Genomic DNA, 13,439 nt, shown 5'->3' with positions numbered 1-13,439 from the left:
CATAGCAAAAAAAAGCCAGAGCATCAGGCTTTTTTTACTGAAGGATGACAGCTGAAACAGCGCACGCGATAGAGAGTAGAGTTGATAAGAGGAGCCAGCGATTGCTGGCTCTTAAATGAGAGCGTGTTTACTGACACTGACGTTGGTTAATACTGTTCATTTGGCCATTATATTGATTGAGCGCCTTGTCAATCTCTTTTGGATGGCTTAGCAGATCAGCCAGTGCACTGCGAAGGGTATAGTTTCCGTCCATGGCTTCGCCTTGGCGAAAGTTAAACACTTTTTCAGCCAGCGTCGAGGGTGGCAATGAGCTTTGCGCGAGCGTTTTTACGTCTTCTTGGCTTAGTTTTAGCCAAGACTCCACCGGCGCTTCCAAATTGAGCTTGGCACTGTCATTTTCTAGATAATAATCAAAAGCTTGTGCATTGAGATTGAAGTGATTTTTTCGGCCTTTCAAGAACCACGCGGCGACCTCATCCAGTGTCGGATCTTTTTTAACTGTCATATCGACCAGCGCTTGGTACCAATTGATCGATGCATCCACATAATCATGATATTTGGCCGAATAACAGTCTGCATTTTTGATAGGGGCAGCGTTTGACATTATCGGCAATAGTGCCGCGACCAGTGCAAGGGCATAGCGTTTCATAACATTATCCTAATCGTTATCGTGTTTGCGCTTTAAGATTATACGCACTAACCGTGTGCGGGGCGCAAACAATGAGGTTTGGGCATCTTTGTGAATGATAAAACGCAGATATTGTAGAACGAGCCAGTGACAAAGTTAAATAACACATTGATATAAAAAGCCCTGTAGCAGAAAAGCTGTGATATCACGCTCAGTTAGCGCGTGACATGCCTTGCTGGTTCGACAATACCGACAGCCAGTGGCGGGTAAATTCGGCAAAACCAAACCCTCCCGGCGCATCCGTGATCCAAGTTGGCGCGGTGGTCAATGCTGGAAGGTGAGGAGCAATATTCGCAACGCCGACGCTCAGAGGAAAGTGGGCAAACATGTCACTGTCGTTCGGTGAATCGCCAATAAACGCCGCGCGTTGCTGAGCCTGCCTACCGGTGACATTGTAACGCTCTAACCATGCTTGCGCTGCGCGTCGCTTACTATGGGTACCGAACCAAGCATTAATGTGAATCGAGCTGGCTGTTGCATTAATACCTTGTCCATGAAACTCGGCGAGCAATGCATTGATCTCATCGGTGGATGCACGTGACGTATGCTGGCCAATATCAACCGCTACTTCACAAAGGCGATAAGGCTGATCCGCCGCAAGTGCGCGATCTGGATAGCGCTGAAGTAAGCGGTTTACCCAGTCGACGAGGGCGGCTTGTTGTTGGCGGGCGGCTTGATTGATTTTCGTGAAGCGCTGACCGTTTTCTTGCCATAGGATCACCCCACCGTTTTCGCTGATCACCGTATCAACGGGCCACGCGTTAATCATGTGATCGCCCCAGCCGGCGCACGCGCCAGTAACAGGGACAACGTAAATGCCGGCTTCACGGAGATCAGCCATCGCCTTCAGGGTTTGCCAGGGCAGCTCACCTTGCCATGTCAAGGTGTCATCCACGTCGGTAAATAGCCATTGCACGTCACGCCAGCGTGTGGCGTGATCATGCATTGACGAGATGGGCAAACACTGATTCGACATAGGTGTCGCGATCCTCGTTAATTAAATAGCCGCCACATGGCGATGATTAACCTGACGCAGATTAAGAGCCAGTCGTTTCCCTTGTTCATTGTCAAATACGTGGAGGTCGTCAGGGGAAATCGTCAAGGGAAGTTTATCGCCTTCAACCACTTTACTGTGCCCCTCTAAACGCAGTGTGATGAAGCTATCGGTATCGGTTATATGACCATAGACTAGCAAATCGGCCCCTAAAGACTCGGTCAAGGTGACTGCAAGCGTAAAACTGGCCTGATCGGCCGATACCACTTTTAAATGCTCGGGCCGCAATCCGACGGACACGGATTGTGTATCAACGTCCTGACACTCAGCCAAAACGTGTTTACCTATCGATAGGACATCACTGTCGATTTGACCCTCGACAATATTCATCGCTGGAGAGCCAATAAATGTGGCGACAAACAAGCTAGCCGGTGCATCGTAAACGTCTAACGGTGTACCAATTTGCTCAACGTTACCACCATTCAATACCACTAAGCGGTCCGCGAGGGTCATCGCTTCAACTTGGTCGTGGGTAACATAAACGGCAGTGGTATTCAGCTTCCTTTGCAAACTTTTGATTTCTAAACGCATTTGTACACGTAGTTTAGCATCAAGGTTGGATAACGGCTCATCAAAGAGAAAAACCTTGGGACGACGCACAATCGCACGGCCCATTGCCACCCGTTGTCGCTGTCCACCGGACAATTGATTAGGCCGTCTGTCGAGCAGGTGTTCTAGCTCGAGCATCGTCGCAACCTCGGTCACAAGCTGTTGAATGGTCGCTTTGGGTGTGCCGCGGTTTTTAAGGCCATAGGCCATATTGTCGAATACACTCATGTGTGGATAGAGCGCATAGTTTTGAAACACCATGGCAATATCGCGTTCGCCGGGCTCAAGATCATTCACTTTTTTATCGTCAATGACCAATTGGCCGCTGGAAATCGCCTCGAGGCCGGCAATCATGCGCAGTAAGGTTGATTTGCCACAGCCGCTGGGCCCCACCAACACAATCATTTCGCCATCTTTCACTGATAAGTCGACGCCGTGAATGGCTTTAAACCCATTAGGGTAGGTCTTTGCCATTTGTTCTAGGGTTACCGTTGCCATTTACTTCTCCGTTTCCACTAAGCCTTTCACAAAGAGTTTTTGCATGCCAAGCACCACGAGTACGGGTGGTAGCATGGCCATCAGGGTTGTTGCCATTACGCGATTCCATTCCACTTCACCGTCGCCGACCGACAGCATGCGCTGAATACTCATCACAATGGTGTAATACTCATCATCCGTGGTGATCAATATCGGCCAAAGGTACTGGTTCCAACCGTATATGAAAGTGATCACAAACAGCGCGGCGATATTGGTACGCGAGAGAGGGAGCAGGATGTCTTTGAAAAACTTGAACGGGCCCGCGCCATCAATCCGCGCGGCTTCAAGCATTTCGCCAGGGACCGTCATAAAAAACTGACGGAACAAAAAGGTCGCGGTAGCACTGGCGATGAGTGGAATGGTCAGTCCCGACATCGAGTTGAGCATGTTCAGGTCGGCAATGACCTGGAACGTAGGCATAATGCGCACCTCCACGGGCAGCATCAGAGTCATAAAAATCACCCAAAATGCCAACATCCGACCCGGAAAGCGAAAATACACCACCGCATAGGCCGATAAAATAGAAATAGCCAGTTTGCCGATCGATATACCCATCGCCATTAAAAATGAATTCCACAGCATGCCGGCTACGGAAATATTTAACTCTCGGGATGTCCCTTCGGTTAATACCTCTTTGAACACAGATAAGCCTTTGTCACCAAACCATAACGGCGTGACACCACTGACAAAGGCGCTGCTGTCATGGGTCGCAGCGGTTAACGCTAGCCACACAGGGAGGGCAACCGAGGCCACCCCTAAAATCAACACCAAATGCGAGAACACAGTAAGCCAAGGGCGACGTTCAACCATTAGTAAGCCACCTTCTTTTCAACATATTTAAACTGAATCACGGTTAATGCACCCACGAGGATCATCAACACCACGGATTGCGCGGCGGATGAGCCCATATTGAGGCCGACAAAACCGTCTGCATACACTTTATACACCAGCGTCGTGGTGGATTGCCCAGGCCCACCTTGTGTCATGGCATGAATCACCCCAAAGGTTTCGAAAAAGGCGTACACCAAGTTCACGACCAATAGGAAAAAAGAGGTCGGAGAGAGCAATGGGAAAATGATGGTAAAAAAGCGTTTTACCGGGCCTGCGCCGTCGATGGCTGCCGCTTCCACCAATGAGCGAGGGATGGATTGCAGCCCGGCGAGGAAGAAGAGGAAGTTGTAGCTAATCTGCTTCCATGTGGCGGCAATGATCACCATGGTCATGGCATCGCCAGAATGGATAAACGGATTCCAGTCTAAACCCATGGCTTTTAGCGCATGGGCCAATACACCGACAGTGGGATTGAACATGAATAACCACAGCACCCCTGCGACAGCGGGAGCGACGGCGTAGGGCCATACCAATAGCGTTTTATAGCCTGCCGCCCCTTTAATGACTCGATCGGCCATCACCGCCAGCACAAGCGCCGATAGCAGTGCGATGCCTGCAACAGAAAAACTAAAGAACAAGGTGGTCAAAAAAGAGCGATAATAGCTGGCGTCTCCCAGCAACTCAGTGAAGTTTTCGCCACCGACAAACTCGGTACTGAGACCGAATGGATCTTCCAACAAGGTGGATTGCCATACTGCCTGCGCCGCTGGCCAGATAAAAAAGATAAAGGTGATCAGCAATTGAGGCGCGAGTAGTAAAATGGGAAACGCACAATGATTAAATGTGGGTTTATTGGACATAGGCTTTCTCAAAAAGTGGAGCGGCAGTTTATACCGCTCCGTCATACAACAAGGTTTTTTATGGAAGGAATTAACTGTTTACTGATTGGCTTTCGCAAACTTTGAAAGCAAGCCATTGGCGCGCTCAACGGCTTCATCCAGCGCTTCTTGAGCCGATTGATCGCCGGACCATACAGTCTCAAGCTCTTCGTTAATCACGTCACGGATTTGCACGAAGTTACCTAAGCGGATCCCTTTCGAAGCAGGCGTTGGTTCGACCTCGGTCATCTGCTTAATCGCGATGTCCGTGCCTGGGTTTTTGGCATAAAAGCCTTGCTTCTTGCTTAGCTCATAGGCGTCGTGGGTAATGGGTAAGTAACCGGTGAACTGGTGCCAGTCGGCTTGGATTTCAGGTTGAGACAAGAAGGAGAAGAACTGGGCGACGCCTTTATACTCTTCTGACTCGTGGCCTTGTAGAACCCAAAGCGTTGCGCCACCGATGATGGTATTTCTTGGCTGCTCAACGGCTTTGTCCCAGTAAGGGAGTTTCGCCACACCAAACTCGAAATCTTTCACGCTTTCACGCACACCGGCATAAGACGCTGACGAGTTCATATACATGGCACATTCACCACTGTAGAACAGCGGAGCACTGTCAGAGCGGCGACCGCCATATTCAAAAATGCCAGCCTGTTGCCAATCCGCCATTTTGGCAATGTGATCCACAAACGGAGGCTGGTTAATCAGCATCTTGTTATCGACACTGCTAAAGCCATTGTCATTGGTGGCAATGGGGGCATTGTGGCGAGCGCCGAGGTTTTCAATTTGTACCCAAGATTGCCAACCAGTCGTGAAGCCGCACTGAGCACCATTGGCAAGCAGTTTCTCAGATACTTGCTCAACCTCTTCCCAGGTTTTGGGAGGATTAACGCCAGCTTTAGCAAATAGGTCTTTGTTGTAATACAGCACGGGCGTTGAGCTATTAAACGGCATCGACAGCATATTGCCATCTTCATCCGAATAATAACCCGTGACAGAAGAGAGGTAGTCAGATTGGTCAAACGGGACGTTGGCATTTTCCATCAGCTCATAGACAGGGTACACCGCTCCTTTTGCTGACATCATGGTCGCGGTGCCGACTTCAAACACCTGGACGATATGAGGTTGCTTGTTGGCGCGGAATGCCGATACGGCGCCTGTCATGGTTTCGGTGTAGTTACCCTTGTAGACGGGTTTGACGGAATAGTCATCCTGACTGGCATTGAACTTCTCGGCAATTTCATTCACTTTTTCGCCAAGATTTCCGCCCATTGCGTGCCACCATTCGATTTCGGTTGTCGCGTTGGCAGAAAAAGAGGCCAGCAACAGGGCCGAAGAAAGCGCGGTTAAGCGTTGGGTTTTCATGCGTCACTCCTTTTGAGGATTGGGTAATGTTCATTCGGCAACTTAATGAACAAAAATGAACATAATATGAACCCAAACGAAAAGGGAGATGACAATTGTATGACTTTTGACCGCCGTCTCATGTTGTGTGAAAAAAAATGTTAAATAGAGCGTGTTTTGATGATGAAAATGCTGTAACCGCAACCACTTATTCGTAAAAACACTGTCATAGTTACGCGAGACAATACGGTGAACGCTGTCCTACAATACCCGAATGACCGATTGAAATGAGACTGTTCAAATGAAAATCGCACCACAACAATTATGCGGACATCGAGGTGTCGCCGCTCATGCACCAGAGAATACGTTAGCGTCTATTTCAAAGGTGCGAGAGATGGGATTAAGCTGGGTGGAGGTCGATGTGCAATTGACCCAAGACGGGGTGCCCGTGGTGTTTCATGACCACACTTTGTTACGTTGCACGAATGGGACAGGGGCGCTAAAAGATACCGCCTTGGCAGACTTGCAGCAGCTTGATGCAGGCGGACATTTTTCACCCGTGTTTGGGTATGAAAGGGTACCCACGCTCGCGGCCGTTTTAGCCCAAGCGCACCGTGATGCACTTCATATCAACCTTGAGATAAAAACCTACCCGGGTAGCGATATTCCTGCCTTATGCCGCGCGATATTTGCTTGCTTGTCGGCAAGCCCTATCAGCACCGAGAAGGTATTAGTCTCGTCTTTTTCTCTTGAAGCACTCGCGATTGTTCGTGATGAAATGCCTGAGTTAGCGCGGGCGATTTTATGGGAAACGATCCCTGACAATTGGCATGAGTTTCGGGACTTAGCGACGTTTAGTATTCACTGCAACTATCGCCACCTCACGCAAGACAAAGCGAAATCCGTGAAAGAATCAGGTTTAGTATTGAAGTGTTATACCCCTAATGAGCCAGCTGAAGTTGACACGTTATGGGCTTGGGGCGTAGATATGATGATCACCGACGATCCGGGCAAATACTTAACACACCCGTGCTAACACAGGGTTAAACGACTTGGTCGATGAGCGGTCGAGCATTTTCTGACAGCAAGGAGCATACGTGCCACAAGAGGCAGAGTTGAATTGGCGTCAGCGCGAAATATTAGCGCAATTAGCAAAAACAGAGCACCTAGAAACGGATGATTTAGCCACGCAGTTTTCGGTTACGACGCAGACGGTTCGTCGTGATATTAATCAGCTTTGTGCGCTGGGCTTAGCTCGACGTCACCATGGTGGCATTAATATGCCCTCTGCGCATGTCAATAGCGATTACCAGCGCCGTTTGCAACGGCACAGTGGTGTGAAAACGGCGATTGCACGGGCCGTGGCCGAGCACATTCCTGAGGGGGCGACAGTGATGCTTGGGATCGGTACCACGGTTTCTGCGATCGCTGAGCAGCTATTAACAAGACGCAACCTTCGCGTAATCACCAATAACGTCCAGATCGCGCACATTTTGGGGGCGAACCCTGACCTTGATATTTGGCTGGCAGGGGGGAAGTTGCGCGCCAATGACCAAGACATGGTTGGCCACTCAGTGCTTCAGTTCCTATCTCGTTTCCAACCGGATATCGCCATTATCGGCTGTGCGGCGGTCAATGAAGAGGGATGGGTGTGTGAGTTTTCACCCGATGAAGCAGATGTCAGTGACACCATGCTTAGCGCGGCGAGTGCGCGTTGGTTGGTGGCAGATGGATCAAAGTGGCAGCGCAGCGCACCGGTGAAAGTGACAACCTTAAGTCAGTTCGACTATGTGTTCACTAACGATGTACTGAGCAACTATTCGACGCTGCCGCCAGATATCGCTTTTATTCCTTGTGACTAGCGCGATCCCAGCCCTACGCAAGCGCCAATTACCGGTTGAGAAGGGCTGGCTATACCTGTGTGGCGACAAACCATAGCGGGATCACGCTTGCGCGGATAAAATCGCGCGATACAGTGCCTCGGTGGCTTCACGCGGCGTTTGCTCAGGGTTATAGAAGAACTCATTAATCACATCGAACACCGCGCTTTGTACATAACGTGTGGTAGAAAGACCGTGTGACATGCTGGGGCTTAAGGTGCCATTCTCCTGCGCATAAATAAACGCATCACGCGATTGCTGTGCACATCGGTCCCCCTGGGGGAGGGGCACATCAAACCGAATAGGCAACGAGCCTTTGTAACGGTTAAAGTCACGCTGGAACTGTGGTGTGAGTAGGTACGAGGCCATGTCTGTTTGGCTTTGTCGCTCACTTTGGTTATTGGGTTTGAAAAACACAAAGCTGTCGACGTTGTAACTAAAGGCTTTTTTTGTTCCCGGGAAGGCGACACAGGTAAAGGCGTTGCCTTCTTGTTGGTTGGCGGCAAAAAACTCGCCTTTAGCCCAATCACCCATCACTTGCATACCCGCCTGGTTATCAATGAGTAGGCGTGTGGTGTCGCTCCAGTTGCGCCCTTGGCCTGAGTCATCCACGTATTGGCGCATCTTCGCCAACAGGGTAAAGGCTTTAACCACATCGTCACTCAGCAGCGCTTTGCGGTCAAAGTCTAAAAAGGCTCGTTGATAATCTTGTGGTCCCAACACTGATAGCGCCAAACTGTCGAAAAGTGTCGCGACCTGCCATGGCTCGCCGCCTAGGGCAAGGGGAATATAGCCTGCCTGTTTAAGTTTATCTGCCGCAGTAAAAAAGCTATCAAAGTCGGTCGGGACATCAGCATCCGCGGCCTCAAACGCACGTAAGTTAATCCATAGCCAATTTACTCGGTGGATATTAATGGGCGCCGCTACATAGTTACCTTGGTACTGCATGACATCACGTAGTGGGGCAGGGATTTTATCTTCCCAGTGTTCCGCTTCCGCAATCTCATTGAGGTTGCGTAAAAAGCCTAAACGGGCCCACTCGGTGATCTCTGGCCCTTTGATTTGTGCCGCAAGGGGCGGGTTACCACTGATGGCACGGATCCTCAGGGTGTTCATCGCGCTTATCCCTGCGCGACCACCGACCGCGAAGTCTTGCCATTGATGGCCTCGTTGCTCAATACCTTCTCGCAAGACAGAGGCGGCTTTGGCTTCACCGGCAGATGTCCACCAGTGTAAAACTTCAACATCACTGGCGGACACTGCAAGGCTGTAGGTGGCAAACATGCCACTGATGATCCAGTGAGAGAGGTATCTATTTAAGCGTGCCATTATTCTTCTACCCGCGGAAAACTGATATCAACTTGCAGGCCACCTTCACTGCGGTTACTAAGCACCATATCCCCGCCATGCGCGTGGATGATATCGCGTGCAATCCCCAAACCAAGCCCGGAACCGTCGTTATCATCGTGTAAGCGTACATAAGGGTCAAACACTGAGTCGAGCGCTTGCTCAGGAATACCTGGCCCTTCGTCAATCAGGGTAATATCTAACGTGTGTTTGGCGTCCATGACGTAAATCGTCACTTTATCGCCGTATTTCACACCATTATCAATTAAATTGGATAAGCAGCGTTTAAAGGCGAGTGGCTTGCAAGTAAACGGAGGCACCACGTCACTTTCAATACTGACTCGAATACGGTTTTGATTGTGTGGTTCGACAATCATCGCCAAGAAATCAATGACATCAATAGCCGCCATATTCTCATGGATATCGGTGTCTCTGACGGTTTGTACCGCGCCTTTAACCATGATTTCAAGATCATCTAAATCTTTATTGAGCTTCGCTGCTTGTACGTCGTCATCGATTAATTCTGCCCGTAAACGTAAGCGGGTGATGGGCGTTTTTAAATCATGCGACATGGAGCGAAATAAGGTCTCACGCTCACGCAGGTGGCGTTGTAAGCGACGCTGCATACGGTTAAACGCTCGTGTCACAATCGCGATTTCAGCCGCGCCTTCTTCCTTAAGCGGTGGCTGCTCGATATCGGTGCTAAATAAGTTTGCTGCTTTAGCGAGTCGTTTCAATGGTCGAGCTTGCTGGCGAATCAAGATATAAGTAAAAAACAGTAATAGCGCAGTGATCACCACAATAAAGACCACTTGATCGGCGGTAATCAGGGTGTCGTCGAGCGTCACATAGGGCGCAGGCAACAACGCGGCGATATAGATCCACTCATCTTGTTTCAGCTCCATTTGTACCACCAAAATGGGTGGGTTTAATGGCTCTAAACTTAACGTGTGATGTGCCCAGGACTTGGGCAAGTCTTGCAATAAAATGTCGTTATTGAGCACGCGTAAGGTTTCAGGGCGCGAAAAATCAACATCAATCGTATTCAATGACGGGAGCTGCTCATGGAGAATGCCCGATACGGTGCGGGTCGCTACCTTTTTCGCCTGTGTCTCTTCAATGGGCGTGATTTCGATTTTTTCTTTGTTGAAGGAGACAAAAAATCGTGTCCCGCCCATATTCCTTAACTGGTTAAGTGCAACATGCCGGTAAGCAACGGGCAAGGATTGAAAAAAGGTGGTGGTTGAGGCAAACATGTTAGCCAAGCTCGCCGATGCGGATTCTAACCCCTCTAGCTGGGTTCGCTTTGACTGGGTATACCATATTGACGTCGCGATCCCTTGCGCTAAGACCACGGATAGCAGCGTCAATAGCAGGGTTCTGGAAAGCAAAGAGCGGGGGATCAGCTTTTCTAGCCAGTCATGATTCATATTGGATCTCAGCCACAAACATATAACCCGCACCACGCACGGTTTTAATCAAGTTCGCTTTGCCAGTATCACGTAAGCGCTGGCGTAAGCGGCTAACTTGTACATCGATGCCACGCTCTTGCGCCTGAGCATCGCGGCCTCGTGTCGCTTGGCTAATCGCATTACGATCGAGCAATTGGTGTGGGTGGTCGATAAACAACATCAGCAGGGCATAATCAGACGCCGACAACTCTATTTCCATACCAGTGACAACGTGATGCAATTGCTGGGTGGCAGGCTCAAGACGCCACTGGCCGAACCGAATCGCTTTGGGTCGGGACAAAGTCGTTTCCTGTAATTGCTGGGTGCGACGTAGTAATGCACGAATACGGGCGATCAATTGGCGCGGACTAAAGGGCTTGGCGATATAGTCATCGGCGCCTAACTCTAACCCTACAATTTGATCGGTTTCGTCTGACACGGCGGTGAGCATGATGATAGGCACACTCGAATCTTTACGAATACTTTTGCACAGGGTAAAGCCATCATCCCCTGGAAGCATCACGTCGAGTAAAATTAAATCCGGGTATTGGACAGCCAGTTTAGTTTGCATCTCATGACCGTTTTGCGCGGTCATGACTTCGTAACCCGCTTTGGTGAGGTAAGCTTGGAGAAGCTCACGAATTTCGACATCGTCGTCGACCACTAAGATGCGTTTGGCTGAAGCCATATCGCCATTGTCCTCGTTGTTATAGTCAGTGTCCCCATTATCGGTGCTTTATCGTTGAGATGCTACAAACAAAGCCGCACTTTGTGTAAATAATCAGCGACTTGTTGATAGCCGTATTGGTGATGATGTCAGAGCAGACACCCAGGAGGGGTAAAGGTATAAAAAAGGCAGATAGTGCATCGCATGACGACGCGAGAGCGTGAAAAAGACAAAGCCCTCCATTGAAGAGGGCTTTGGTTGACATCACAGTGTGTTATGAACCGTGACGCGCTATTCGCTATTCGCTATTGCTGTGCATGGCTTTACGAATACATAAAGCCGCGCCACCCCAAGTGACGGCAAAGCCGATAAGCATCATGATAATTGCGCCTGTTGTCATGCGTCTGTCTCCATATCGCGAGCAGGGGGTGTGGTGCTATTAACGATAATCCCTACCACAAGCATGGCAGCGACCAAGCCCCAACCTAGGGTCAGTAATTCGAATTGTGCGTAACCACCGTAGCCTTCGTTGAAGGTGTCAATCAGGTTTTTCACCAAGATCACCGCCAGCATAATGGGGCTGATAAAGCGGATACAAATTTCCATCCACTGTCCCACGCTGAACTCAGAGATACGGTTAGCATATTGACGGATGTCTGATAGTTTAACCAGCCAGCCGACCAAGAGTAGCTCAAGCAAGCAGCTTGTGAGCAGTGCAACGTTGTTAACAAAGTAATCGACCAAATCTAGCAGCAACAAACCGCCGTTAGTGGCGAACGCCATTGAGACGACAAAACCCACACCACAGACGGCTGTCGCCGCTTTTTGGCGAGTCACATTGAGTTTGTCCATGATGGATGATGTGACGGCTTCGATGATGGAAATGTGCGAACTCAAGCCAGCAACAACCAACGCCAGGAAGAACAGCGGGCCAAGAATATAAGGGATAGGGAGCAGATTAATCGCCGCGGGTAAGGTGACGAACGCTAGACCAACCCCACCACTGACCACGTCGGTGATCCCTTTGCTCTGCTCCGCGGCCATATAACCAAGAATGGAGAAGATCAGCACGCCGGCGACAATCGAGAAACCACAGTTGATCAACACCGTCATCAAGGCGTTATTGTTGACGTCAGACTTTTCTGGCAAATAGCTAGAGTAGGCAAGCATGATGGCAAAGCCCACTGACAGTGTGAAGAAGATCTGCCCGTAGGCGGCGGACCACACACTGGCATCGGCCAATTTGCTAAAGTCAGGCGAGAACAGATAGTTTAAACCATCTAGCGCACCAGGCAGCATTACCACGCGGCCAATGAGCAACAACACCATGATAAATAGCAAAGGCATCATGATTTTGCTGGCTTTCTCTATGCCGCCTTTCACGCCACGGAAAACCGCTGCATAGGTGATAGCCCAAGCGATGATCATTGGAATCGCGATGTGCCACTGCCAATCACCCAAGCTGGTGGGAGAGTTTTCCCCGAGTTTTAGGTAATCGGAGAAGAAGAACGCGTTGGTATCCGTGCCCCAATCTTGGCCAAACGAAAAGCCAAAGTAGGAAATGGCCCAGCCAATCACGGCCACGTAGTAAATCCCAATGGTGGCCGCGATTAAAACTTGAAACCATCCCAGCCATTCAAATTTGGTATTGAGCTTGGAAAAGACCACGGGCGATGAGCCGCGCAGTTTTTTCCCTAGCCCAAATTCCATAATCATAAATGGAATACCCGCGGTGAGCATGGCGAAAAGGTATGGAATAAAAAAGGCCCCGCCACCGTTCTCATAGGCCATGTAAGGGAACCGCCAAATATTCCCTAGGCCGACTGCTGACCCCACGGCAGCCAAGATAAACCCAGCGCGTGWGCCCCATTGTTCTCTTTTCATATCTACTTACTCCTTTGCGAATCGCCTTTCTTTACGTCCATCCAAATATGCAGTGTTGTGAGGCTGCGTTTTTTGGGTCGATATGAAAGAAATAGCACATTCCCGCAATATTGATTTTTAACTTCCTGTTGCCCGAATGTTGAATTTTTTATCTAAAGCGGGCAGTCATTGCACATTAAGCACAGCGTGAGGCTAAATCAATAGCCTTAAAACCAACAAGTTAGCAAGAAAATGGGGGTTAACCTGCTATTTGTGCATATAGGTAGAGATAAATCATGTCTTTTTTCGATAAAGTAGTTAAATGAGCTGTCTAAATTGTCAATAACTGG

At 49.6% G+C, this 13,439-nt stretch carries 13 protein-coding genes; 2 read left to right on the top strand and 11 right to left on the bottom strand.

Features of this window, described 5'->3' with window-relative positions; all coding sequences use genetic code 11:
• Nucleotides 1-127: 127 nt before the first annotated feature.
• The 6 genes from BZG14_RS06385 to ugpB all read right to left on the bottom strand — a co-directional run bounded on the left by BZG14_RS06385 (nt 128) and on the right by ugpB (nt 5,902).
• Nucleotides 128-649: a hypothetical protein gene (locus BZG14_RS06385; RefSeq protein WP_077608272.1), complete on the bottom strand. Its 522-nt coding sequence runs from the start codon at nt 647-649 to the stop codon at nt 128-130.
• 190 nt (nt 650-839) lie between these two features.
• Complete coding sequence (locus BZG14_RS06380; RefSeq protein WP_077608271.1) at nt 840-1,664, bottom strand: HAD family hydrolase; 825 nt, start codon at nt 1,662-1,664, stop codon at nt 840-842.
• Between the two features lie 21 nt (nt 1,665-1,685).
• Complete coding sequence (locus BZG14_RS06375; RefSeq protein ID WP_077486205.1) at nt 1,686-2,789, bottom strand: sn-glycerol-3-phosphate import ATP-binding protein UgpC; 1,104 nt, start codon at nt 2,787-2,789, stop codon at nt 1,686-1,688.
• Nucleotides 2,790-3,638 (bottom strand): sn-glycerol-3-phosphate ABC transporter permease UgpE, encoded by an 849-nt coding sequence (gene ugpE, locus BZG14_RS06370; RefSeq protein WP_077486206.1) that lies wholly within the window; start codon nt 3,636-3,638, stop codon nt 2,790-2,792. It lies immediately after the preceding gene.
• On the bottom strand, nt 3,638-4,519 hold the full coding sequence (gene ugpA / locus BZG14_RS06365) for a sn-glycerol-3-phosphate ABC transporter permease UgpA (protein WP_069361279.1): 882 nt from the start codon (nt 4,517-4,519) through the stop codon (nt 3,638-3,640). The genes ugpE and ugpA overlap by 1 nt, the downstream gene beginning before the upstream one ends.
• 78 nt (nt 4,520-4,597) lie before the next feature.
• On the bottom strand, nt 4,598-5,902 hold the full coding sequence (gene ugpB / locus BZG14_RS06360; RefSeq protein ID WP_077608270.1) for a sn-glycerol-3-phosphate ABC transporter substrate-binding protein UgpB: 1,305 nt from the start codon (nt 5,900-5,902) through the stop codon (nt 4,598-4,600).
• A 280-nt stretch (nt 5,903-6,182) separates the two neighbouring features.
• Here ugpB and BZG14_RS06355 point away from each other — a divergent pair, with 280 nt between their 5' ends.
• Together BZG14_RS06355 and BZG14_RS06350 are read left to right on the top strand one after the other, a co-directional pair.
• The gene (locus BZG14_RS06355; RefSeq protein WP_077608269.1) at nt 6,183-6,917 is read left to right on the top strand and encodes a glycerophosphodiester phosphodiesterase family protein; all 735 of its coding nucleotides are present in this window, start codon (nt 6,183-6,185) and stop codon (nt 6,915-6,917) included.
• Nucleotides 6,918-6,978: 61 nt separating this feature from the next.
• Nucleotides 6,979-7,743 carry a DeoR/GlpR family DNA-binding transcription regulator gene (locus BZG14_RS06350; RefSeq protein WP_069361276.1) on the top strand — a complete coding sequence of 255 codons (765 nt, stop codon included), beginning with the start codon at nt 6,979-6,981 and terminating at the stop codon, nt 7,741-7,743.
• A gap of 81 nt (nt 7,744-7,824) precedes the next feature.
• On the opposite strand, the gene BZG14_RS06345 is transcribed toward BZG14_RS06350, so the two are convergent.
• The 5 genes from BZG14_RS06345 to BZG14_RS06330 form a co-directional block, all read right to left on the bottom strand.
• Nucleotides 7,825-9,090: an ABC transporter substrate-binding protein gene (locus tag BZG14_RS06345; protein ID WP_241824627.1), complete on the bottom strand. Its 1,266-nt coding sequence runs from the start codon at nt 9,088-9,090 to the stop codon at nt 7,825-7,827.
• Nucleotides 9,090-10,538: an ATP-binding protein gene (locus BZG14_RS06340; RefSeq protein WP_077608268.1), complete on the bottom strand. Its 1,449-nt coding sequence runs from the start codon at nt 10,536-10,538 to the stop codon at nt 9,090-9,092. The genes BZG14_RS06345 and BZG14_RS06340 overlap by 1 nt, the downstream gene beginning before the upstream one ends.
• A complete protein-coding gene (locus tag BZG14_RS06335) occupies nt 10,528-11,247 on the bottom strand; it encodes a response regulator (RefSeq protein ID WP_069361274.1) in 720 nt (239 codons plus the stop codon). The genes BZG14_RS06340 and BZG14_RS06335 overlap by 11 nt, the downstream gene beginning before the upstream one ends.
• A gap of 277 nt (nt 11,248-11,524) precedes the next feature.
• A complete protein-coding gene (locus BZG14_RS15395; protein ID WP_100297978.1) occupies nt 11,525-11,626 on the bottom strand; it encodes a MetS family NSS transporter small subunit in 102 nt (33 codons plus the stop codon).
• Nucleotides 11,623-13,110 carry a sodium-dependent transporter gene (locus tag BZG14_RS06330; RefSeq protein ID WP_077608267.1) on the bottom strand — a complete coding sequence of 496 codons (1,488 nt, stop codon included), beginning with the start codon at nt 13,108-13,110 and terminating at the stop codon, nt 11,623-11,625. The genes BZG14_RS15395 and BZG14_RS06330 overlap by 4 nt, the downstream gene beginning before the upstream one ends.
• Nucleotides 13,111-13,439 lie beyond the last annotated feature (329 nt).

The sequence above is a fragment of the Salinivibrio sp. IB282 genome (assembly GCF_001995685.1).
Classification (GTDB): domain Bacteria; phylum Pseudomonadota; class Gammaproteobacteria; order Enterobacterales; family Vibrionaceae; genus Salinivibrio; species Salinivibrio kushneri.
The sequence above is the reverse complement of the archived record's forward strand: the minus strand, read 5'-3'. Positions and strand labels throughout refer to the sequence as shown.

Coding starts and splice junctions, on each gene's coding strand:
- BZG14_RS06385 (WP_077608272.1), bottom strand. CDS start 649: ATGAAACGCTATGCCCTTGCACTGGTCGCGGCACTATTGCCGATAATG.
- BZG14_RS06380 (WP_077608271.1), bottom strand. CDS start 1,664: ATGTCGAATCAGTGTTTGCCCATCTCGTCAATGCATGATCACGCCACA.
- BZG14_RS06375 (WP_077486205.1), bottom strand. CDS start 2,789: ATGGCAACGGTAACCCTAGAACAAATGGCAAAGACCTACCCTAATGGG.
- ugpE (WP_077486206.1), bottom strand. CDS start 3,638: ATGGTTGAACGTCGCCCTTGGCTTACTGTGTTCTCGCATTTGGTGTTG.
- ugpA (WP_069361279.1), bottom strand. CDS start 4,519: ATGTCCAATAAACCCACATTTAATCATTGTGCGTTTCCCATTTTACTA.
- ugpB (WP_077608270.1), bottom strand. CDS start 5,902: ATGAAAACCCAACGCTTAACCGCGCTTTCTTCGGCCCTGTTGCTGGCC.
- BZG14_RS06355 (WP_077608269.1), top strand. CDS start 6,183: ATGAAAATCGCACCACAACAATTATGCGGACATCGAGGTGTCGCCGCT.
- BZG14_RS06345 (WP_241824627.1), bottom strand. CDS start 9,090: ATGGCACGCTTAAATAGATACCTCTCTCACTGGATCATCAGTGGCATG.
- BZG14_RS06340 (WP_077608268.1), bottom strand. CDS start 10,538: ATGAATCATGACTGGCTAGAAAAGCTGATCCCCCGCTCTTTGCTTTCC.
- BZG14_RS06335 (WP_069361274.1), bottom strand. CDS start 11,247: ATGGCTTCAGCCAAACGCATCTTAGTGGTCGACGACGATGTCGAAATT.
- BZG14_RS15395 (WP_100297978.1), bottom strand. CDS start 11,626: ATGACAACAGGCGCAATTATCATGATGCTTATCGGCTTTGCCGTCACT.